The sequence below is a fragment of the Lactiplantibacillus sp. C232 genome (assembly GCF_023806725.1).
GTDB lineage: Bacteria > Bacillota > Bacilli > Lactobacillales > Lactobacillaceae > Lactiplantibacillus > Lactiplantibacillus plantarum.
This window is the reverse complement of sequence record NZ_JAMSKZ010000010.1, coordinates 118,710-139,887: the sequence shown is the minus strand read 5'-3', so window position 1 is coordinate 139,887 and position 21,178 is coordinate 118,710. Positions and strand designations below refer to the sequence as shown.

The following is a 21,178-nucleotide window of genomic DNA, read 5'->3' as shown; positions in this document are numbered from 1 at the left end:
AAACTTTATTTATCGAATTCAAATTGAGTTCAAAATCAAAATCGAAAAAAAGAACCCAATTCGTAAATGAATTGGATTCTAAATATAACTTCATCAACACCGGTTGACAGAGACCCTAAATAGGGTGGGTGTCATTCAACAGATGGCTGATTGGGCTCACGATTGCTCAACTAAAGCTGACGGCAGATTCTTTAGGATCACACTGATCGGGACATATGTTGGTTCTGACTGCGATGTGATGTTGTGAACGAGGCTTATATATCAACTGATGAGATTTAGCAGTGTTGAGTAAAAGTAATATTCATGAAAAAAGTCGTTGCAGTTCAATCACTGCAGCGACTTGAAATATCCAATACCGGATGATTATGATTTTAATGAACGTACAAATGAATAGCGACTTTCGTGGTAGCCGTAATCTGAGGTGATGTACTTGGCAAATGGCTTGAATGAAGCGCTTCGCAGCCAAACAGCATATTCGGAGTCGCTATGCCAATTTGTGACAATCACGAAGGCTGAATTATTTTTGGACTCACGTAAGATCCAAAAATGTTTCAGCCCATCTGGCTTATTATAATCGTGTCGGAAACTACTAAACTTAGATTTAAAGACTTTTTGTTCTTCTTCCGGTAAATCAATGAAGATGAAACTTGTCATTCCATGCCAGTCAGCTGATCCTTTTGAAAGTAAAACGTCATACGTTACGGGGCTTGAAAAAACGGTTTTTTCGCCGGTTAAATCGAGTAGCATATAGCGATCTTCAGTGGCGTTGGCCTGCATTAATAACAAGTCACGATCAGCATTTTGTTGTTGGATCATGGTTAGAATTTTACGTGTCCCAAATGTTGCTGCAATCTTTCCACTCATCAATATCACTCCTTATTTATTACATCTATTATTATACGTGTTTTTCAAAATAATTGAAAATATGTTAAGTTGTTGGTTTCATTTTTTCTTGGTGCTATATTAAAATAGAAGTGGACAGAGAAATGAAGGGATGGTCAATAATGAAACTAACAGTTCTTGGTTACTATGGTGGTTATCCATACGATGGCGTGGGTACGAGTTCTTACCTGATTACAGCCGGTGATTACCATTTATTGCTCGATTGTGGGTCGGGGGCGCTAAACGCCTTAGAAGAGATTTTAGACCCCTTACAGCTCGATAGTGTGCTCCTGACTCATTATCATCACGATCATACGGCGGACGTTGGGGTCTTACAATATTACTGGCAGTTGCGTGCTGGTGAACGGAAGACGCCCGTGCTGCCGATTTACGGGCACACCGCTGATCCACTTAACTTTGGTGCCTTGACCTGGGCGAATGCCACAGAAGGTCGGGCCTATGATCCGGCTGCTGTCAATCAGATTGGGCCGTTTGATGTGAGCTTTTTACCGACTAAACATCCAGTTCCAGCCTATGCCGTTAAGTTGGTCGAGCGAGCGACGGGGCAAGAACTTGTCTTTTCCGCCGATACGGCTTATTCGCCAGAATTAGCGACTTTCGCAGCCGGGGCACAGTTATTGATGACTGATACGAATTTTGCCGCAGATAAAACTGGTAAAATGTGGCATATGACGTCGGCACAGTCTGGTAAAATTGCCAAAGATGCCCGCGTCAAAAAATTATTGCTCACACACTTGCCACAAGATGTCTCATTTACACAACTCCAACAAGAAGCACAAGCAGCCGCCGGTAATGACATTCAAGTGACAGTTGCTCAAAAGTTTTTACAATTGAATCTTGGCTAGTATGATAGGGCTTAGCAAATCATTTTGCTAAGCTTTTTCTGTCAGTTTACCGTTAATAGATTATTGATATCATAAGTCATAATTAAATTGTATACGAATTAATTAATAACAAGAATGACTATAAAAGCGGTTTATTCGATAGAAAAAATACATATATCGAATAATTGTATTTTAGATTATTAGTTTTAAATAAATTAATTTTGTTAAACCTATTCACAATTAAAAGTGAGTAGCGTATAATGAATTATGTTATAAAATTGATTAACGATGCCAAGGAGGACCCAGGATGGTTATTTTATATACCGCACCAAGTTGTACCTCATGTCGCAAAGCCAAGGCTTGGTTACAGACACACGACATTGATTTTCAAGAACACAATCTGTTTACCGAACCGCTTTCAATTGAAAAAATCAAGCAGATCCTACAACTGACTGAATCAGGGACGGAAGAAATTATTTCCACTCGCTCAAAGGCCTTTCAACAACTGAACGTTGATATTAATGATTTGTCACTCAATGAATTGTTTGACATGATTACTCATGATCCTAGTCTGTTACGTCGACCAATTATGCTTGATGAGAAGCGGCTGCAAGTTGGTTACAATGAGGACGAGATTCGCCGCTTCTTGCCACGCAAAATTCGGACATTAGAATTATTACGGGCACAACAATTAGCAAATATGTGATTATCATTGGCTAGTTAGCTTAACTAATTGGCCAATTTTTGTATTTTCAGATAGATTACTTTACAATAAACTGAAATAAGTTAGAATTGTGATAGTGATTATGGCCCTTGACACTTAGAAAGGGGTGGATCTGTAATGGAGATGGAACGCATCAACGAAGATACGATTCGCGTCGTTATTGGAAATGATGATCTCAATGAACGCGGTATTCGCGTACTAGATTTACTAGGGAATCATAAGCAAATTGAAAGTTTCTTCTATAGCATCTTGGAGGAAGTTGATGTTGATCATCAATTTCAGGACAATGATGCCGTAACTTTCCAAGTATTACCAAACCGAAATGGTTTAGAATTATTTATTAGCAAAAACAGTGATAATTTACAAGATACGATTGCTAAAGCAACTCAGTCACCCGACCAATCGGATGATAGCGACTCACAAGATGATGTTTCAGATTATTTGAAGCGTAAACTGATGCAGACGGATACGAATCAGGTTGAAGATGGACAAGGTATTGCACATAATCCAACTAAGGACACTAATGATCTCGATCCGTATTTGGATGATCCTGATACACCAACTAAGGAATACGTGTTGAAATTCGATCAATTTGAGGATCTTGTTTCATTGGCACAATTATTCCGGCCAGAGGGACTCGCGTCTAACTTATTCAAGTATCGCGACCAATATTATCTAGAACTGGTTTTCTTTGTCGATCAATCATCAACGGCCACTATCAAAGATGATGTCGCAGTAGCCTTGGAATATGCCCATTTAGCTAATATTTCAGCTGACGTACTACTTGAACATGGTGAAAAGATCATGTCTAATGCTGCTTTGGAAACCATCCGGCACTATTTTAAATAGCAGTTAATTGCCTCAACATAACGTTTATTCGTAATGTTAAGGCTTTTTTGTATCCACGGATAAACAATCTGCCTGCCGGACGCTTTGCCAAAAGACGGGTGCTGCTCGGGGTCAATAAATGATGATGGGTTTGCGTGAGAATTGGCTTTAATGACGTAATTAGTTGTTGAAGGGAGGGACCATCATGTTGATCGCGATGGATGCCCAGCATCAACTCGTTAATGCGGCGACGGCTGATCGCCAAATAGAATATTACTGTCCAGGATGTGTGCAGCCGGTGCGATTGAAACGGGGGGCAGTGATCGTGCCACATTTTGCCCACGTCCATGCCACGGATTGTGATGCTTTCTCTGAAGGGGAAACAACGGAACATCTTCGTGGTAAACAACAATTAGCGACCTGGTTCGCTGCCAGTGGTTATACGGTGCGCTTAGAGGCTGGTTTGCCAGAGATACATCAGCGCCCGGATATCTTGGTTCGACGAGGTACAGCGCAACCACTCGCGTTAGAATTTCAGTGTTCACCCTTGTCAGTGGAGCGACTCGCAGCTCGGACGCAGGGCTATCGTCAGCATGGCTATCAAGTGTTATGGTTGTTGGGACGCCCCTATCAGCGACAATTGCACCTCAATAGCAAGGCTTTGAAGTTTTTGCAGTACCAGCAACGGTGGGGCCTGTTTCTACTTTTTTTGGACACTCAAAGTACTAGTGTTCGTTTATTGCATCACGTCTTGACATTGGATACGGAACCGCTGACCTATCAAACGATTCGACTGGATACGCGCAGCCAGTCGGTGTTACGTTTTCGCCAATTGGCTCCTAAAATTAACACCCCAACTTTGCCGGACACGCATTTACGGCATTATTATCAACAGTTAATGTTGGCACGGCTTCGACATCAACGTGGTTTTGATGCGTTACAAGTGGCTTGCTATCAACGCGGAGGAACGATTGTCCAGTTACCGACGTGGACGATGCCCACTGTGCCGCAACTACCGCTGTTATCGGTACCATATCTGGTCTGGCACGCCCACGTCTTTTTTGCACTGCGGCAACAGTCCGGACGGCTTGCTGGGTCACAATTAGAGGCATTGATCTGGGCCCAATTACGGCCATTACTTGCCCGGCGTGCCTGCCTGCAAGCACGAGGCACGTTAATACAACAACTGATAACGACCATGATTACGATGCTTAGCGAGCAGCAAGTGATAAACTGGCAGAAAACTGAGTGGCAGGTGAATTCCGACCAGCTTCGATGGCGCAAACATTGATTCCGGAACAGATGCTACCGCGATAGGCGTAATCTGTGGTAATCTAGTGCTATATTGAAATAATTGGAGGAATTTGCATGGTAGCAACCAAACAATTGCCGACCCGTTCGGCCGTTCCTGAAGAATTGACGTGGGATTTGACGCCCATTTATGCAGATCAGGCCGCGTATGAGGCGGATATTGCACAAGTCAAAGCTGCAATCCCCACCGTCACTGCGCTTAAAGAAACGTTTACAAGCTCGGCCGACACGGTGCTGGCTGGCATCCAGGCTGTTTTAGCGCTGTATCGTCGGTTAGAGAAAGTGGCGGTATACGCAAGTCTGAAAAGTGACCAGGATACTGGCAATAGTACCAATGCGGCTTTAGACGATCAAGCTAGTAGTTTGACTGCCAAGGTATCCGCAGCGACTGCCTGGTTCGAACCAGCAATCTTGGAATTAACGCCGGGCGAATTGGATACGTACCTTGATGAAAACGTCGATTTACGTGATTATCGGCATTTGTTGGATACGATCCGGTTGCAAAAGGGACACGTTCTGTCTGAAAGCGAAGAAGCTTTACTCGCAGGCGCTAGTGATATTTTTGGTGCTTCTGCGAAAACTTTTGGTGTACTGAATAACGCTGACTTTCAATTTCCAACGGTAAAGGATGACGACGGCAACCCTGTCAAATTGTCACAAGGAATTTATGGGGTGTTACTTGAGTCCGTTCATCCGGCTGTTCGGCGAGAGGCGTTTGAAGCACTGTATAAAGTATACGGCCAGTTCCGGCGAACACTTGCTTCGACTTTAGCTAGCCAAGTCAAGGTACACAATTTTGTTGCCCAGGCTCATCATTATCCAGATGCGCGGACGGCAGCACTTGCTGCCAATCAGATTCCGACGGCGGTTTACGATTCTTTAGTCACGTCCGTTGACAAGCATTTGGACTTATTGCACCGGTATGTTGCGTTACGGAAACAACTGCTCGGAGTTGATCAGTTGCATATGTATGATATGTACACGCCATTGGCACCCAAGCCGACGACCAACTATTCCTACCAGCAGGCTCAAGCAACTGCTTTACAAGCGCTCAAAATTTTGGGTCCTGATTATCTCAAACACGTCAAAACAGCGTTTGCTTCACGGTGGATTGATGTGGTGGAAAATCAAGGCAAACGTAGCGGGGCGTATTCGTCAGGAATGTATGATACCGCGCCATACATGCTGTTGAACTGGCAGGATAATATTGATAATTTATATACGTTGGTGCACGAAATGGGACACAGTATGCACTCTTACTTCACGACACATCATCAGCCTTATCAGTATGGTGACTATTCAATTTTCGTGGCGGAAATTGCTTCAACGACTAATGAAAACTTGTTGACGAACTATTTCTTAGCGACTGAACAAGATCCAAAAATGCGGGCGTATGTCTTGAATTACTACTTAGATGGATTTAAAGGCACCGTTTTCCGGCAGACGCAATTTGCTGAGTTTGAACAGTGGCTTCATGAGCAAGATCAAGAAGGTCAGGCTTTGACTGCCGATCGCTTGTCAAAACATTATTTGCAGTTGAACCAACGCTACTATGGTGACGCCGTCGTCAGTGATCCGCAAATTGCCGACGAATGGTCCCGTATCCCGCATTTTTATTACAATTATTATGTTTATCAGTATGCCACGGGTTTTGCAGCGGCCTCAACGTTGGCTGACCGTATTAGTACGCAACAGACAGATGCTGTTGCGGATTATCTTGGTTACTTGAAAGCTGGTTCATCTGCTTTCCCAATCGATGTCATGCACCGAGCTGGAGTTGATATGACCAAGCCTGATTATCTTGATGCAGCTTTCGAGGTATTTGAAGAACGATTAAATGAATTTGAACAGTTGGTCACCCAAGATTAACCAGTTATAAAAGCAAGCACAATGAGCGTCAGGATGTTCGGTCCCGACGCTTATTTTAGACCTGACCCGCTTATCAGTTAGGGTGTTAGCTGCCGAGTCCAGAAGGCTTATTCTGGCAGCTATAAAAGGTAAATACAGTCAAAAGCACCCGGCGAAAATGATCGTCGGGTGCTTTTGACTGGTAGGACCAGTTGAATAATTGCAATTACTGGAATTATAAAACGTGTAATTGTGCGTTGGCAAGGCTAGCACAGCTGGCATTGGTTGCCCGAGTTGCATCTTGAAAAGGATCCAGATTGCCATTGACTAAGTCAAAAAGAGTCGTGTAATTAAAATGTTCTAGCAAGACACCATAATCATATTGGTCGCAATCAAAAACGACGGCCGACGATGCTTCGGTAATGTTCATTTCAGATGCAAGCCGCTGATCAGCATGAAAGGCCTGTTTCGCCAAGTCACTGTCCCGATCTTCCATAAACATGTCTAAGTCAATCTGACAGTTAGTTGCAACCGTTTTGACGAGCTCTTCCGAATAGTGTTGACCAGCCTTGAGCATTGCAGATTGCAAGGCAATTAAAAAGTTACGCCCCCGTTTTTTGCCTTGAAAAAGGGCGGCTTTATAATCCAAAATAACTCGGTACAATGTTTGAGACTGTTGATTTTGAGCATGCCAGTCGGATGCCTTGATTCCTTGGCACTTTAGAGCCCGTTGAATCACATTAATATTGAGTAATGGTACGAATTGAAATTGGATTTGCTTGTCTGAGTCGTTTGCCAACCGTAACACGTTTTGCTCATCACGTACGCATTGGTTTGCCAACGGATTTACAAATAAATACACTTCTAACACGTTATAATTCCTCCACTTTCTCTATTCGCGTCATAGTGCAGAATACCAATCAAACGAGGTATTTGCAAGTTTTTCATTTCATAAATTTTTTAATGCAGAAAATCACTCGTTACTTAGCTTAAACCTTCACCCGTAATCATGCACCGATTTGCTAAATTCGTAAAGTATTTTGTTTCTAGGATTACAGTTTGGAAAAAAAGTGAACTTAGGGTTCAATCTCGAGAACGTTAACTTTTTATTCCGACGATTTATGGTAAAATTTTAGGGTATGGATTGAAACGGAGGTGCCCCGATGGAAGATTGGAATCATTTTTTACTGCCTTATCAGCAAGCCGTTGATGAGCTTAAAGTTAAATTGCGGGGAATGCGCAAACAATTTCGTGATTTGAATCAGCATGAACCGATTGAATTTGTAACGGGGCGGGTCAAACCCGTTGATAGCATTAAGGAAAAGATGACCCGACGTAAAGTACAAGAAGATCGCCTAGAACAAGATATGCAGGATATTGCTGGTTTGCGGATTATGTGTCAATTCGTTGAGGATATCTATCAGGTCGTTGATTTATTGCGAAAACGGACGGATATGACAATTCTGGAAGAACGCGATTACATTAGTAATGAAAAGCCATCTGGTTACCGTTCGTATCATATCGTGATTGAATATCCGGTCCAAATGGTCGGTGGTGAAAAGAAAATTTTGGCCGAAATCCAAGTCCGGACACTTGCCATGAATTTCTGGGCGACCATTGAACATTCGCTTAACTATAAATATCAAGGGGATTTCCCTGAAAACTTGAGTCAACGATTACAACGGGCTGCGGAAGCCGCCTTTAGTTTGGATAAAGAAATGTCAGAAATTCGTGAGGAAATTCAAGAAGCTCAGAGCTTGTTCTCGTATGGGAAGGGGCCGGGCAACGATGAGCCTGACACGACAAAGGAAGATCAAAATTCATGAAAGTAACGATTTTTGCAAATGCGAGTGCCAAGACCAAGAAAGTAGCGGGTGAGTTACATACTAAACTGCTGGCTGCCGGGTTTGAAATTGATGATGAGCACCCAGACATTGTTTTGTCGGTAGGAGGCGATGGGACGCTTTTAGCGGCGTTTCACCACTATAGCCACATGGTTGACCAAGTTCGCTTTGTTGGCGTGCATACTGGCCATTTAGGCTTCTATACGGACTGGCGAGATTATGAAATCGACCAACTGATCAACGGTTTACTGGAAGACAACGGCCAGAGTGTGACCTATCCCTTGCTAGCTGTAGATATTACTTATGCGGATACGGATGCGACTGATCATTATTTGGCGTTGAACGAGTCAACGCTTAAGAAGCTTGGGAGTACCATGGTTGCCGATGTTTATATTCAAGATGAACTATTTGAACGTTTTCGTGGCGATGGGTTATGCGTCTCCACTCCAACTGGTTCGACGGCTTATAATAAGTCAGTTGGTGGTGCTGTCATTCATCCGCGCTTGGACGCTTTACAAATGGCCGAGATTGCGTCGATCAACAACCGAGTCTTCCGAACATTAGGCTCGCCAGTCATCGTAGCGCCGTATGAAACAATAACGATTCGGCCACAACAGCAGTCACACTTTGTCTTTACAGCTGATCAAATGGATACGCAGCCGCGGCCAATTGAACAAATTCGTTATTCAATTGCTAATCGTCGAATTGCATTTGCTCAGCATCGTCATAATCGCTTCTGGCAACGGGTCGGGACATCCTTCATCGGGTTGGACGAGCAATGAGGTTTACTTGGATCAACCATGAGACGACCCCGATGAAAGTTAAGACACTCTTGGCACAACATGGCGTGACACGTAGTTTGTTGAAAAAAGTTAAGTTTCATGGTGGGGCAATTCTCGTTGATGAACGACCGGTATTAGCGATTCATATGCTGACAGGCGGTGAGACTGTGACGATGGTCACACCTGCTGAAATTGGTAATGACCACTTAGGCGTCTCGACGTTGCCGATCGATATCTTATATGAGGATCGTGACTACCTGATTGTGAATAAACCAGCAGGAGTGGCCTCAGTACCGGCGCATGCCTTACCTGACAATACCTTAGCGAATCGGGTAAAAGGTTATTATCAAGCGGCCCATTATGATAATGAGGTTGTGCATATCACCACGCGTTTGGATCGGGATACGAGCGGTATCGTTCTCTTCGCTAAGCACCATTTTGCCCATTCGATTATTGATCATCAATTGAAGGCCCATGCGATGCGCAAAATGTACTTAGCCGTCGTCAGTGGTGAATTGACGACTGACCACGGGTGGCTAGATGCGCCCATTGGTCGTGCCGCTGATTCATTTATCAAACGAACGACCCGTCCCGACGGTAAGCCGTCTTTAACCGAGTACTGGGTGGTCAAGCGGCTGCGTAACATGACAGTCGTCCGGGTACGGCTGCATACCGGCCGAACGCATCAGATTCGGGTGCACTTTGCAGCTAGCGGTCATCCATTGATCGGTGATGCCCTTTATGGCGGTCCTCGTGACCCGTGGATTCAGCGCCAAGCACTGCACTGCATGCAACTGGAATTTGATGATCCATTCATTAGCCAGACCCTCACGACCTTTGCACCATTACCGGCTGATCTTAACCGTTTAATTATTCATAATCAACGTGCCAATTCATAAAGTGACCATTAAGATTTGGTCCGTTTTATGTTTATCCTAATTAGCATGATTGATGATGAACACGAGCCAATTGATCAGCGTTGACAATGACCAATTTGTTCGCGGAAGAGGGCTCAGGGCAAGTTGGCTTAGTGCGGGCGCTTGTGCCAATATTAGACCATTGAATAACCGTGATTAATGGTCTAATTTTTTAGTTTACTTCGCCAATCAAAAGGCGCATCTCAAAAAATGAGATGCGCCTTTTTGGCAGTTCTTAGTAATTAATAATCTTGGTCCCATGGGCCTGTTTGACGCCGAGCGTTGTGGTGATGTCGGCGACATTGGCGGTGGTAATGCCACCACCAGGTAGGATCTGAATTCGGCCAGCGGCCTGTTTGATCGTCGTTTGCAAGTGGGGGACACAGTCAGCAATCGGCTGATCAAGTGGGCCGCCATGTGTCAAAATGCGATCGACGTCATGGTCTACTAACCAGTCAATTGCCGCGGCTTGTTGATTTTCAGGGATGGCGTCAAAAGCCATGTGGAAGGTGATCGACATGCCACCGGCTGCACCAATTAATAACGCTAAGGCTTCTTCGTCAAGCTGATTATCCGCAGTCAAAGCACCAAATGCGACACCATCAACACCTAATGATTGAGCCTGTAGCAGGTCCGCTTCCATGATTTTTAATTCCGTATCATTATAAACGAAATTGCCACCACGGGGGCGAATCATGGTCACTAGGGGCACGTGATGTTCACTGGTATACTTGGCTGCCTCAGCCATTACACCACGACTGACCGTTGTACCGCCAACGGATAGGTTATCGTTGAGTTCGATCCGATTGGCACCGGCCGCAATGGCTGCGGGAATGTTAGTGTAATTTTCAACACAGACTTCTTTTAATAACATGAGTTTCATCCTTTACTAGAAACGGACGCAAACGCCTTCAGGCACAGTAACGTCCTTTTGTAATAGACTTAGTTTACCACTCGTTAAGTCGCGTGCATACAAAGTGGCATTATCAGTGTTTTGATTAACGACCACGACAAAGGCTTCAGTTGGATCTAAATCAAAATCACGGGGGAAGTCACCTTCCGTACTGATTTGCTGAATCAGGGTCAAATGACCGTCGGCGGTTACTGCAAAGACAGCTAACGTATTGTAGCCACGATTGGAGACGTAGAGAAAATGACCGTCGTGACTTAAGCGGATGGCTGCGGCACCGTTGTGCGCCGTGTAGTCGGCAGGAATGGTCTTCACAATGCCAAGCTGCGTAAAGGCACCAGTTTGGGCGTCATATTTTAAGCTCGCAATCTGACTCGATAATTCACCAGCTAAGAAGGCGTATTGGCCGTCTGGACTGAACACGAGGTGACGTGGTCCAAAGCCAGCTTCCATAGTGAGCACGGCTTGTTCACTTAACTGACCGGCGTCGCTGACGTTATAGACATAGACCTTATCGCTACCTAAATCGATTACGGCTAAGCGATTATCTGGCGTGAGGTCGGTGTAATGAATATGGGAGCCGTCTTGTTCCGGACGAGGGCCATGGCCACTATGTTGAACAGTATCGGTCAAAGTCAGCGCGCCATCAGCAGCAATTTTCATGACTTCGGCCGTTCCCTTATGATAGTTGGCACTGTAGACGAGTTGCCGGGCCTCATCGACAGCAACGTAAGCTGGTGGGGTGCCAGGTGCGACAACGGTGTTTAGTTTGTGAGCAGTTTGCCCGTCGATTTGCCAAGCAGCGATACCGCCCTCGTCATCTTCCTTATCGACACTGTATAGGCAATCCTTAGCTGAGAGGGCCAAATAGGTGGGATTTTGAGTGGCTGCCAGTAAGCCATCGTTGGTTAAGGTTTTGGCAGTGGTGTCAAGGGTTCCTTGGTAAATCCCTTGGCTTGTTTTTTTCGTATATGTTCCGAATAAAATGCGTTCTTGCATGATAACAAACCTCCTTGATAGATAATTCAAGTATAGCATAGATATGGCCCGTGTAAGCGATGACAAATTGGCGTCTGTGATTAGGACTATGCTACAATTAAAGCAATTAATTAACCGATGGGGGTCTCAATATGACAATAACTGCAACAGTACAATCGATTGGTGCGAATGCTATCGATTCCAAGGAACCAATTTTAGTTTTATTCGATGAAACGGCCACGGCACCATTACAGCAAATCGCGGTGATTCAGAAATTTGAGCAGCCCATCGCGAGTCTGTCGTTAGTTGCTGGTAGCACCATTACGATCGATCGACAAACTTATACGGTGGCCTTTGCAGGGGGACTAGTGGAAGCTAATTTAACGTCAATTGGGCACGCGACGTTGTACTTCAAACCAGTACCTGCCAAACCAATGGAAAACGGCATTTATTTGACACCAAACCAGTTACCAACAATCAAGGTCGGTAGCGTTATTACGTATCAGGCTTAGGAAGGAGGGATTGTTTGAACCCTGATTCACAGAAACAACGGTGGTCAGCGCAACGGCTCATTCGGATTTTGGTCGTTATTTTATTAGTATTGACGATCTTCTTTATGGGCAAGCAAGTCGATTGGCTATTAGATCCGGTCCGGCAATTTTTTAGCATCGTGGGTTTGCCGATTATTTTGGCCGGTGTGCTGTACTACTTGCTTAATCCACTTGTTGACTGGCTAGAAAAGCGTTTTCGCGTACGACGAACCTGGACGATCATTGGTTTGTTTATTGTGGTTGTCGCGCTGTTGGCGTTAGGCATTATTGCGATTATCCCAACGATTCGCGATCAAACTTTATCAATTATCAATGACTGGCCCAATTATTGGAAAAATGCCAGTACTGAAGTTAATCGCTGGCTCAATGATCCACAACTCAGTAGTATCCGTGACCAACTTGAAAGTTGGAACACGGATCTCAGTAAGCTAGTGAGTGGCCGCTTTTCGAAGTATTTGACCGGGACGGTGACTTCACTTACAGGCGTATTTAGTACCGTAACGACCGTCATCATTGGGTTGATAACAATGCCGTTTATTCTTTTTTACCTATTGCGCGATGGTCATCAACTACCGAAGTATATGGCTAAGTTTGTACCTACCAAAGCGCGCTCAGGATTCTTAGAAGTTTTGTCAGAAATCAATTCACAGGTCAGTAATTATATTCGTGGTCAATTGACCGTGGCGTTCTTTGTTGCCGTGATGTTTGCGGCTGGTTACAGTATTATTGGCTTGAAATTTGCGCTGACGTTGGGAATTGCGGCTGGAATCTTAAATTTGATTCCATATTTAGGGTCTTTTCTCGCAATGGTGCCTTCAGTGGTCATTGCGTTAGTCACCTCACCATGGATGTTGGTCCAAGTTCTGATTGTCTTCGTCATTGAACAAACGATTGAAGGCCGCTTTATCTCACCGTTAGTCTTAGGGAGTAGCTTAGCTATTCATCCGATTACGATTTTAGTCGTCCTATTAGCGGCTGGTAAAATCTTCGGGTTGATGGGGGTTATTTTCGGGATTCCAGGCTATGCGATCTTGAAAGTTTTGTGGACACATCTGTTTGACTGGTATCGACGGTCTTCGGGATTGTATGAGGCTGAAGCAACCCCATCAACTGATCAAACTAACAAGTAAGGTAATTGTTGGCTACTCAGATGGCGCTGAAACGCGATTAAACCAATAACGCCAAATTAAAAAGGTTCCACAGAAGTCTGATGACAATTCTGTGGAACCTTTTTAATTTAACTGAATGGTGATGTTACTAATCATTAGTGAATATCACGCCAGTTGTCACTTTACCAGCTTGCTTTTTTAACACCTGGAATTTGACCAGCGTGCGCTAAGCGACGAAAGTTAAGGCGCGACATGCCGAACTTACGTAGGTAAGCATGTGGTCGACCGTCAAGTGAGTCGCGCCGATGAATACGCACGGGTGAAGCATTACGTGGTAATTTTGCCAATTCGGTATAGTTGCCAGCAGCTTTAAGTGCTTGGCGTCGTTCGGCATACTTAGCCACGGTTGCTTCGATGCGTTTTTCTTTCGCAATTTTTGATTTTTTTGCCATCTGAATGAGTCTCCTTTATGTCATTAAATTCATGCCATTCGGTAGCAAATTCATTTTGACAATTTAAGTCAGCCTTTAGAACAGTTAATAAGATACCACACCTAAATCGTAACAGCTACTATTTTGTCCGCCCCGATATGGTATGATTGAACATACGTCCTTTACACGATGTTGTCATCGTGAATCCATAGTTTCAGGTAAGCTGGAAAGCATCGCTTGGATATGGGACGCCTAATGATAAAATTAACCAAGGTAAGGTGACACCTGTGAAAAAAATTGACCGCGGCATCCAGTTTGTTCAGGCAAATATCGATCGCTTTCGATGCTTAGTTTGTAATCAAGCATACGTGACAATTGACGGCCACAGCTTATGTTGTCCTAATGGGCATCAAGTAGATTTTTCAAAAAAAGGGACGTTGTATTTTCTGACGCATCAAGTCGCTAGCGAATATGATGCTAACATGCTGGCAGCGCGGCGCCGAGTTTTGCAAGCTGGTTTTTTCGGCCCCATTGTCCAAGCCATTAATGCGGCATTGCCAAAAACGGCGCAACGAATCTTAGATATTGGTAGCGGTGAAGGCACCCCCCTAGCTGATTTGTTGACAATGCATGCCAATTCTGAAGACGTGGGGATTGGTTTTGACATTAGTAAGGATGGGGTTAACTTAGCGACCCAATTGACGACGACTGCTTATTATTGTGTGGCCGATTTGGCCCAATTACCCTTTACCGATGGGGCATTCACGGCCATTATGGATGTCTTCTCACCATCCGCTTACCAAGAGTTTGAACGGGTCCTTGCGCCCGGTGGACAGTTATTGAAGATCGTGCCAAATCCTGAGTACTTAGTTGAACTGCGTCATTTACTATTTAAACCGACTGATCGACAGTATCAGTATGATAATCAACGGGTGTTAGATCTGTTTGCCCAGCACTATCCCACTGCTAAGCGGCAACGAATTCAATACCAAGTTGCGCTTGATAACATTGACTTTAACGACTTATTAGTCATGACACCGCTGCACTGGGGTGCGGATGCTGAGCAGCTCGCAACCGCTAAACGGCAGGGGTTAACTAAGATTACCGTTGATGTGAGTTTATTAACGATGCAAAAAGGTTAGCGCGGGTGCTTGCATGATTGAAACGCCGGTGTTAAGATAACCTTTGAGAAATCGTTTGGTAGTTAACATCGATATGTCGTTGGTGACTACCGAGTTGTACTTCATTAACGTAGCGTTTCGCCGTGCCCACACCGAAATACTACGTTTTTTTGTGTCTTCAAAAGCTGACGGTGAGGTGTGACCATGTGTTGCTATTGCATTCATACCAGTCCTGAATAATGCCATGATTCACCGGTGAGGTTCAATGGCAACCAGTCAATTGGCATGGCTCTCGTAATTTAAAGCGGACCTTCTGAAAAGTCGTGGATGGCTATCAGAAGGTCCGCTATTTTATATGTGACGCTATATTAATGCAATTTAGAAGCAGATGGTTGTTTACGGCTGATCAACCACCCTAAACCAAAACCTAGCAGTGCGGGTACACTCCAGCCTAACCCTAGATTGGCAAGCGGTAGCCACGCGTTGAGATGAAGCAAAGCTTGCAACCAGGATGCTTGTACCCAGGCGGATGGCATAGCGTTAATGCCGGCAAGAATGGCCGGAATCATGGTCCAGACAGTTGTCATTCCATATAACCAGCGGGACATCCCAAGCCATGGTGCCAGTACTGCCAGTATGATTAACACGATTGCGAGCGGGTAGAGAAACATCAGCACTGGGGTTGAATAAGTAATCATTTCAGTTAGCCCAACGTTAGCAAGAATGGCTGGAATGAGACAAGCGATGGTGATCAGCCAATGGTAGGAAATCTTAGGAAACATGCCATGCAACGTATCACCGAAAGCAGAAGTGAGGCCAATGGCAGTTTTTAAGCAAGCGATGATGACAATTAGAGCTAGTAAAACATTACCGAATCGGCCGAAGTAGGCATCGGCAATTTGAGCTAAGGTAATCCCCCCATTGGCAGCTGGAGCAAAGCGACCTAAGCTCATGGTACCCATAATCGCCAGCAGGCCATAGATGACTGCCATTAAACTCATGCTGATTAGGCCTGCTTTAATGGTATCAGTTGCGATTTGCCCCGGATCACGGACACCGAGGTCGCGAATCGCATCAATCACGACGATGCCAAAAGCTAGCGAGGCTAACGCATCCATCGTGTTGTAGCCTTCAGTAAAACCAGTTAGAACTGGATGGCTGACATAGGCGCCACTCGCCGCGACGTTAAGTGATCCCAGTGGCTTAATGATAGCGACAAGCATTAAGGCACCTAATAATAGCAAAAAGATGGGTGTCAGCCACTTACCAACATAGGTCATAATCTTACCGGGATTACGAGCCAGTAACCAAGTGACGACGAAAAAAGCAACGGAGAAGCCCAATAGCACCACGGGTTGTAATTTGGTGGTTAAGAAGGGGGCCAGTCCAATCTGAAAGGCCGTAGTTGCTAATCGTGGCATTGCAAAAAGTGGCCCGAGGGTAAAGTAAAGCAGTACGGTGAAGACATACGCGTATGATCGGCTAACGTTTGTTGCCAGGTCAAATACGCCCTGACTGCGCGTCAGCCCCATGCCGATCACGCCTAGTAATGGAAGTCCAATCCCGGTGATCAATAGTCCGATAATGGCCGCACCAACGTGTTGGCCGGCTTGCTGGCCCAGAAAAATTGGAAAAATCAAGTTACCAGCACCGAAAAATAGTCCAAATAACATGGTGCCGATGAAGAGTAAATTCCGTCCTGATAAACGGTTATTCATGGTATCCCCACTTTCAAATAAACATGGCAATAGTTTAGCATGCTTTGGTGAAGAATTAATTAAAGGTCGGTGAGGGCGTTAACTGGCGGTGTAATGCAACCAACTGGTTAGTGACAATGTTGGCTACGACTGTCGCAATGAGGAGAGATGGGGCGGTGGCAGCACTTAGCTGTTAAATACTGCCAGCAATTGCGACGCCACAAAAGTCCCGTCAGATTCTGGCGGGATTAATTGGTCTTATTTAAAGCGCGTCACAGTTAACTAAATTGCTCAAGTAGCGCTCGGCTTGTGGTTTGGCTGCCACTCGATATTTTAGCGCTGCTAGGCAAGACGTTTACTGGTTAGCGACTGTAAAGCGTTCTTGATGATGTTTGGGCGTTTCCAGTTCGTTTAAAACGGCTACCGCCATCGTGCCACTATTGGTCACTGATTCACCAGTAGTGTTCGTCAGTAATGTGTCATGGCCGTACTGGGCCGGGGTAGCAGGACCTGCTGTGAAATTGGCGGCCGGGGAAACTCCAACCCAATCGACGTTGTTGACGGTTCGTAAGAAGGTCAGTTCGGCCAGTTGGTTTTGCGGAATAGCGACGAAGGCAGCATTGGCGGGATTACTTTCAATGTCGTGCACGAAGAGGTGTTGATCATCACCAGTTGTTAAACTACCGGCCCCTAAGATGAAGAGGAGACGTGGCCGCTGTTGTTCGCGGAGCTGAGCGATCAGCTTAGTTGCCAGATCCACGTGTCGGTAAGCCTTATCAGGACTAGTCGCCATTGCGTCAACGACCACGTCAACCGCCTGTAGCTCAGATAGTGTGAGATCGAAAGCGTCTTTAGCTTTGGTCTGCAAATTTGGGTTAGCCGGTAGAGCGGCTAGCTTTTCTTCAGAACGTCCGATGGCTACGACGGTGTGGTTCCGTTCAAGTGCTAGTTTGGTGATGGCTGAGCCAGCCATTCCGGTTGCGCCAATAATCATAATTTTCATAGATAATTCCTCCTCGAGTTATAAAATGATCCGAATGCTGCCTTGTACGTGTTAATCCGGCATGAATCATGATGACAACGTGTCAGGTTTAGATTGGTGTTCGTCAGCCAGTGTGCGTCCTGTTCCGCCCTCCGGCGCGTACGGTGATTAGTATAGGAAAGATTGGTTAAGAATGCGAACAAAGCGTTTTTTAGTTTCAAAGTTCGCTGTTGAACCATAGACATGGTATGATTAATAGGATTGCTATGAATGAACATGGCGTAGAGACTAAAATGAATGAGGACGATTATTTTGACAAATCACATTGCGTTATTTGAACCGTTAATGCCAGCGAATACTGGTAATATTGCCCGGACGTGTGCCGGAACGGATACGGCCTTGCATCTGATTGAACCGTTGGGCTTCAAAATTGATGATAAGCACTTAAAACGGGCTGGCTTGGACTACTGGGATAGTGTCGATATTACTTATCATGCTGACTTGCAAGATTTTTTAGCTAGTATCCCTGATTTAAATCAGTTGTACTTAGTGTCTAAATTTGCTGAACATGACTATACGGATGTTGATTATAGTGATACGGGTAAGGATCACTATTTCTTATTTGGTAAGGAAACGACAGGGTTACCAGAACCATTTATGCGCAAATATCCCGAAAAGGCCATTCGGATTCCTCAAGATGATTCACATATTCGAGCCTTGAATTTATCGAATTCGGCTGCGATTGTGATTTATGAAGCCCTGCGGCAACAACAATTCCTGAACCTTGAACGGTCGCACCACTATGAAAATGATAAGTTGAAGTAACCAACAGAACGTGCACTAGCGCTAAACGTTAGGGTGCGTTTTTTGATGGGGACGGGGGAACTTGAGTTTGTTATAATGAAGACAGTATTAATTGAGAAAGGATGAACGAAGCGTGGCGCGTAGACAAGCAACAACAAAAAAGCGCCGGACCTCGACGCGCAAGAAGAAGCCGACGGTTGCGGCTAAGCGGCAGATGACGGGGAATGTCATTGGCCTGATTGGACTATTGGTCACGATCCTCGCCTTGTTGAAGGTGGGGTTAGTGGGCATGGTATTCGCAGAGTTTTTCCGAGCCATTGCTGGGAATGCCTACCAGATTTTTGCCGGGCTAACACTCCTCGTCATGGGATATTTGATGATTTTTGGTCGGTGGCCACGACTTACTTGGCGGTGGTGGGTCGGTGGTAACTTGTTTTTCTTCAGTTACTTATTGCTATTAGAGATCCCGATGTTTAATCAATTGAATCACCATACCGATTTTTGGTCGTTGACGTGGAATCTGATCAAAAATGATTTTGCCAAGGGGGGCATGGCCAGTAATCTTGGTGGCGGATTAGTCGGCGCTGCTGGCTATAGTGTCACTTATCCACTATTGGCTAATGTCGGGACAATTTTGATCGCACTGATCCTGATGGTTGCCAGTATCTACATTACCTTTGATTTGCCGTTCCATAAGACGATGCAAGCGTTGCGTCAGGCCTTGATGCAATTGGGCCAGCAACTGCGATCCGGTTATGAATGGCTGACGCACGTGCTCCGGGTTCAAATTGCCCGTTGGCGGGTTCACCAACAAGTGCGCGCCAATCAAGCGGCAAGTACTGAGAAGCAGCCAACGTCAACCGTACCACAGTCAGCAGCCCCTGCTGAGACAACGAGCGGGACTTCGGCGCCGGACTCAGCAGCCAGTGCAGTTACGAGCTCGCCTGCCGACTTGAATATCACGGTGGCTAGTGATCGTGAAGCCTCGCCCATAAAATCCCCAACTTCAGCTGCTACGGTTGATCATGAACAAGAACTCCAAGGGACTGAAGTGATGGATGATGCGGACTACCAATTGCCAGAGTCAACACTATTGACGAAGATTCCAAAAACGGATCAGAGTGCTGAGTACGCAACGATTGAGAGTAACTCGCAGAAGCTAACAACCACGTTGGCAAGTTTCGGTGTTCAAGTTGAAGTGAAGAATGTCAGCTTAGGGCCATCCGTAACGAAGTATGAGTTACATCCAGCTGTTGGGGTCAAGGTCAGCAAGGTCGTCAATTTAGCGGACGACTTAGCGTTAGCGCTGGCAGCGAAGGATCTTCGAATCGAAGCGCCCATTCCCGGTAAATCATTGATTGGAATCGAAGTGCCAAATAAACAGATTTCAACAGTGTCATTTCGGGATATCGTTGAGGCCCAACCAGCGCACCCGACCAAACCGTTGGCCGTACCGCTCGGCCGTGATGTTTCTGGTAATTTAGTCGTTGCCGACTTGTCTAAAATGCCGCACCTACTGATTGCTGGTTCAACTGGGAGTGGGAAGTCGGTTGCCATTAACGTGATGATCACGGGGCTACTGATGAACACGAAACCAAGTCAAGTTAAGTTTATGCTGATTGACCCTAAAAAGGTTGAATTAGGGGTTTACAATGGGATTCCACATCTGTTGACGCCCGTAGTCACGGAACCGAAGAAGGCGGCCCGGGCGTTGCATAAGGTCGTTGCCGAGATGGAGCGACGCTATGAATTGTTCGCGGATTCCAAGCAGCGTAACATGCAGGGGTACAACCAATATATCCGTCAACAAAATGCGGCTGATGGGCAGTCACGGCCCGTCTTACCATACATTGTGGTGGTCGTCGATGAATTAGCCGATTTAATGATGGTCACTTCGAGCGAAGTGGAGGATGCCATTATTCGCTTGGGTCAAATGGCCCGGGCAGCCGGTATTCATATGATTTTGGCAACACAACGGCCGTCGGTAGATGTTATTACCGGATTAATTAAAGCCAATGTACCGTCACGGATGGCATTTGCCGTTTCAAGTGGGACGGATTCGCGGACAATTATTGATAGTAACGGTGCTGAAAAGCTACTTGGTCGTGGGGACATGCTGTATCAGCCAATGGGCATGAATAAGCCACTGCGCGTGCAGGGTGCTTATATTTCTGACCATGATGTTGAAGAAGTTGTCAACTTTATCAAAGCCCAACAGACGGCTGATTATGACGATAGTATGCTGGTCAAGGATGACGAGACGGATGCCGTTGGTAGTGGGGACCCTCGTGACGGTGAGGATGAGTATTATGCCGAAGCCGTTGAATTGGTGACTGATCAACAGTCCGCCAGTGTCTCGATGCTCCAACGACGCTTCCGTATCGGGTATAACCGGGCAGCACGGATCGTCGACGAAATGGAGGAACGCGGCGTGGTGGGCCCTTCGGAGGGGAGTAAGCCACGTAAGGTTTACCGCCAAAAATCGGCCGACGAAGCGCCCGCGTCGGGTAATGACGCTTAGCGTCCAGTAAGATTGGTGGGCATCATTTGAATGGCATGACTTCACATGGTGGCGCTGCCGATACGATTGAATAATCGACGTTAAAGTAAAGGT

20 protein-coding genes are annotated in these 21,178 nt (G+C 45.6%); 13 read left to right on the top strand and 7 right to left on the bottom strand.

Going from position 1 to position 21,178, the window contains the following annotated elements; translation table 11 throughout:
• Window positions 1-363: 363 nt before the first annotated feature.
• Window positions 364-864, bottom strand: a complete 501-nt coding sequence (locus MZO41_RS10970) for an antibiotic biosynthesis monooxygenase (protein WP_003640886.1) — start codon at window positions 862-864, stop codon at window positions 364-366.
• A gap of 140 nt (window positions 865-1,004) precedes the next feature.
• Between MZO41_RS10970 and MZO41_RS10965 the strand changes: the two genes are divergently transcribed.
• The 5 genes from MZO41_RS10965 to pepF all read left to right on the top strand — a co-directional run bounded on the left by MZO41_RS10965 (window position 1,005) and on the right by pepF (window position 6,459).
• Complete coding sequence (locus tag MZO41_RS10965; RefSeq protein WP_013355698.1) at window positions 1,005-1,748, top strand: MBL fold metallo-hydrolase; 744 nt, start codon at window positions 1,005-1,007, stop codon at window positions 1,746-1,748.
• Window positions 1,749-2,034: 286 nt separating this feature from the next.
• Window positions 2,035-2,433 (top strand): transcriptional regulator SpxA, encoded by a 399-nt coding sequence (gene spxA, locus MZO41_RS10960; protein ID WP_011101690.1) that lies wholly within the window; start codon window positions 2,035-2,037, stop codon window positions 2,431-2,433.
• 135 nt (window positions 2,434-2,568) lie between these two features.
• Entirely contained in the window at window positions 2,569-3,300 is a 732-nt protein-coding gene (locus tag MZO41_RS10955; protein WP_003640883.1) for an adaptor protein MecA, read from the top strand.
• A gap of 184 nt (window positions 3,301-3,484) precedes the next feature.
• On the top strand, window positions 3,485-4,570 hold the full coding sequence (locus tag MZO41_RS10950; protein WP_013355697.1) for a competence protein CoiA: 1,086 nt from the start codon (window positions 3,485-3,487) through the stop codon (window positions 4,568-4,570).
• A gap of 77 nt (window positions 4,571-4,647) precedes the next feature.
• Window positions 4,648-6,459 (top strand): oligoendopeptidase F, encoded by a 1,812-nt coding sequence (pepF, locus tag MZO41_RS10945; RefSeq protein WP_011101688.1) that lies wholly within the window; start codon window positions 4,648-4,650, stop codon window positions 6,457-6,459.
• Window positions 6,460-6,673: 214 nt separating this feature from the next.
• Here pepF and MZO41_RS10940 read toward each other — a convergent pair whose 3' ends face one another.
• Entirely contained in the window at window positions 6,674-7,309 is a 636-nt protein-coding gene (locus MZO41_RS10940; protein ID WP_003640880.1) for a DsbA family protein, read from the bottom strand.
• A gap of 292 nt (window positions 7,310-7,601) precedes the next feature.
• Between MZO41_RS10940 and yjbM the strand changes: the two genes are divergently transcribed.
• From yjbM to MZO41_RS10925, 3 genes are read left to right on the top strand one after another with little or no spacing between them, the layout of a single operon-like run.
• Complete coding sequence (gene yjbM / locus MZO41_RS10935) at window positions 7,602-8,264, top strand: GTP diphosphokinase (RefSeq protein ID WP_003640879.1); 663 nt, start codon at window positions 7,602-7,604, stop codon at window positions 8,262-8,264.
• Window positions 8,261-9,064 carry an NAD kinase gene (locus MZO41_RS10930; protein WP_003640878.1) on the top strand — a complete coding sequence of 268 codons (804 nt, stop codon included), beginning with the start codon at window positions 8,261-8,263 and terminating at the stop codon, window positions 9,062-9,064. Before yjbM ends, MZO41_RS10930 begins: the two co-directional genes overlap by 4 nt.
• Window positions 9,061-9,963, top strand: a complete 903-nt coding sequence (locus tag MZO41_RS10925) for an RluA family pseudouridine synthase (protein WP_003640877.1) — start codon at window positions 9,061-9,063, stop codon at window positions 9,961-9,963. The genes MZO41_RS10930 and MZO41_RS10925 overlap by 4 nt, the downstream gene beginning before the upstream one ends.
• A 253-nt stretch (window positions 9,964-10,216) precedes the next feature.
• On the opposite strand, the gene MZO41_RS10920 is transcribed toward MZO41_RS10925, so the two are convergent.
• Both MZO41_RS10920 and MZO41_RS10915 read right to left on the bottom strand, forming a co-directional pair.
• Window positions 10,217-10,855: a copper homeostasis protein CutC gene (locus MZO41_RS10920; RefSeq protein WP_003644620.1), complete on the bottom strand. Its 639-nt coding sequence runs from the start codon at window positions 10,853-10,855 to the stop codon at window positions 10,217-10,219.
• A 15-nt stretch (window positions 10,856-10,870) separates the two neighbouring features.
• Window positions 10,871-11,890 (bottom strand): lactonase family protein, encoded by a 1,020-nt coding sequence (locus tag MZO41_RS10915; protein WP_128650822.1) that lies wholly within the window; start codon window positions 11,888-11,890, stop codon window positions 10,871-10,873.
• A 131-nt stretch (window positions 11,891-12,021) separates the two neighbouring features.
• Between MZO41_RS10915 and MZO41_RS10910 the strand changes: the two genes are divergently transcribed.
• Together MZO41_RS10910 and MZO41_RS10905 are read left to right on the top strand one after the other, a co-directional pair.
• Window positions 12,022-12,381 carry a PTS glucitol/sorbitol transporter subunit IIA gene (locus MZO41_RS10910; protein WP_003645946.1) on the top strand — a complete coding sequence of 120 codons (360 nt, stop codon included), beginning with the start codon at window positions 12,022-12,024 and terminating at the stop codon, window positions 12,379-12,381.
• Between the two features lie 14 nt (window positions 12,382-12,395).
• Window positions 12,396-13,550 carry an AI-2E family transporter gene (locus MZO41_RS10905; RefSeq protein ID WP_013355696.1) on the top strand — a complete coding sequence of 385 codons (1,155 nt, stop codon included), beginning with the start codon at window positions 12,396-12,398 and terminating at the stop codon, window positions 13,548-13,550.
• A 161-nt stretch (window positions 13,551-13,711) separates the two neighbouring features.
• On the opposite strand, the gene rpsN is transcribed toward MZO41_RS10905, so the two are convergent.
• Entirely contained in the window at window positions 13,712-13,981 is a 270-nt protein-coding gene (rpsN, locus tag MZO41_RS10900) for a 30S ribosomal protein S14 (RefSeq protein ID WP_003640872.1), read from the bottom strand.
• Window positions 13,982-14,247: 266 nt separating this feature from the next.
• Here rpsN and MZO41_RS10895 point away from each other — a divergent pair, with 266 nt between their 5' ends.
• On the top strand, window positions 14,248-15,102 hold the full coding sequence (locus MZO41_RS10895) for a methyltransferase domain-containing protein (protein ID WP_003640871.1): 855 nt from the start codon (window positions 14,248-14,250) through the stop codon (window positions 15,100-15,102).
• A 347-nt stretch (window positions 15,103-15,449) separates the two neighbouring features.
• Here the strand turns inward: MZO41_RS10895 and brnQ are convergent, their stop codons facing one another.
• Both brnQ and MZO41_RS10885 read right to left on the bottom strand, forming a co-directional pair.
• A complete protein-coding gene (brnQ, locus tag MZO41_RS10890) occupies window positions 15,450-16,799 on the bottom strand; it encodes a branched-chain amino acid transport system II carrier protein (protein ID WP_011101684.1) in 1,350 nt (449 codons plus the stop codon).
• 334 nt (window positions 16,800-17,133) lie between these two features.
• The gene (locus tag MZO41_RS10885; RefSeq protein WP_013355695.1) at window positions 17,134-17,781 is read right to left on the bottom strand and encodes an NAD(P)-dependent oxidoreductase; all 648 of its coding nucleotides are present in this window, start codon (window positions 17,779-17,781) and stop codon (window positions 17,134-17,136) included.
• A 291-nt stretch (window positions 17,782-18,072) separates the two neighbouring features.
• Here MZO41_RS10885 and MZO41_RS10880 point away from each other — a divergent pair, with 291 nt between their 5' ends.
• Both MZO41_RS10880 and MZO41_RS10875 read left to right on the top strand, forming a co-directional pair.
• On the top strand, window positions 18,073-18,585 hold the full coding sequence (locus MZO41_RS10880; RefSeq protein ID WP_013355694.1) for a tRNA (cytidine(34)-2'-O)-methyltransferase: 513 nt from the start codon (window positions 18,073-18,075) through the stop codon (window positions 18,583-18,585).
• Between the two features lie 112 nt (window positions 18,586-18,697).
• On the top strand, window positions 18,698-21,085 hold the full coding sequence (locus MZO41_RS10875) for a DNA translocase FtsK (protein WP_058906859.1): 2,388 nt from the start codon (window positions 18,698-18,700) through the stop codon (window positions 21,083-21,085).
• Window positions 21,086-21,178: the final 93 nt, after the last annotated feature.

What these genes read in the sequence shown, in the direction of transcription:
- MZO41_RS10970 (WP_003640886.1), bottom strand. Translation starts at nt 864, where the DNA reads ATGAGTGGAAAGATTGCAGCAACATTTGGGACACGTAAAATTCTAACC.
- MZO41_RS10965 (WP_013355698.1), top strand. Translation starts at nt 1,005, where the DNA reads ATGAAACTAACAGTTCTTGGTTACTATGGTGGTTATCCATACGATGGC.
- spxA (WP_011101690.1), top strand. Translation starts at nt 2,035, where the DNA reads ATGGTTATTTTATATACCGCACCAAGTTGTACCTCATGTCGCAAAGCC.
- MZO41_RS10955 (WP_003640883.1), top strand. Translation starts at nt 2,569, where the DNA reads ATGGAGATGGAACGCATCAACGAAGATACGATTCGCGTCGTTATTGGA.
- MZO41_RS10950 (WP_013355697.1), top strand. Translation starts at nt 3,485, where the DNA reads ATGTTGATCGCGATGGATGCCCAGCATCAACTCGTTAATGCGGCGACG.
- pepF (WP_011101688.1), top strand. Translation starts at nt 4,648, where the DNA reads ATGGTAGCAACCAAACAATTGCCGACCCGTTCGGCCGTTCCTGAAGAA.
- yjbM (WP_003640879.1), top strand. Translation starts at nt 7,602, where the DNA reads ATGGAAGATTGGAATCATTTTTTACTGCCTTATCAGCAAGCCGTTGAT.
- MZO41_RS10930 (WP_003640878.1), top strand. Translation starts at nt 8,261, where the DNA reads ATGAAAGTAACGATTTTTGCAAATGCGAGTGCCAAGACCAAGAAAGTA.
- MZO41_RS10925 (WP_003640877.1), top strand. Translation starts at nt 9,061, where the DNA reads ATGAGGTTTACTTGGATCAACCATGAGACGACCCCGATGAAAGTTAAG.
- MZO41_RS10920 (WP_003644620.1), bottom strand. Translation starts at nt 10,855, where the DNA reads ATGTTATTAAAAGAAGTCTGTGTTGAAAATTACACTAACATTCCCGCA.
- MZO41_RS10915 (WP_128650822.1), bottom strand. Translation starts at nt 11,890, where the DNA reads ATGCAAGAACGCATTTTATTCGGAACATATACGAAAAAAACAAGCCAA.
- MZO41_RS10910 (WP_003645946.1), top strand. Translation starts at nt 12,022, where the DNA reads ATGACAATAACTGCAACAGTACAATCGATTGGTGCGAATGCTATCGAT.
- rpsN (WP_003640872.1), bottom strand. Translation starts at nt 13,981, where the DNA reads ATGGCAAAAAAATCAAAAATTGCGAAAGAAAAACGCATCGAAGCAACC.
- brnQ (WP_011101684.1), bottom strand. Translation starts at nt 16,799, where the DNA reads ATGAATAACCGTTTATCAGGACGGAATTTACTCTTCATCGGCACCATG.
- MZO41_RS10885 (WP_013355695.1), bottom strand. Translation starts at nt 17,781, where the DNA reads ATGAAAATTATGATTATTGGCGCAACCGGAATGGCTGGCTCAGCCATC.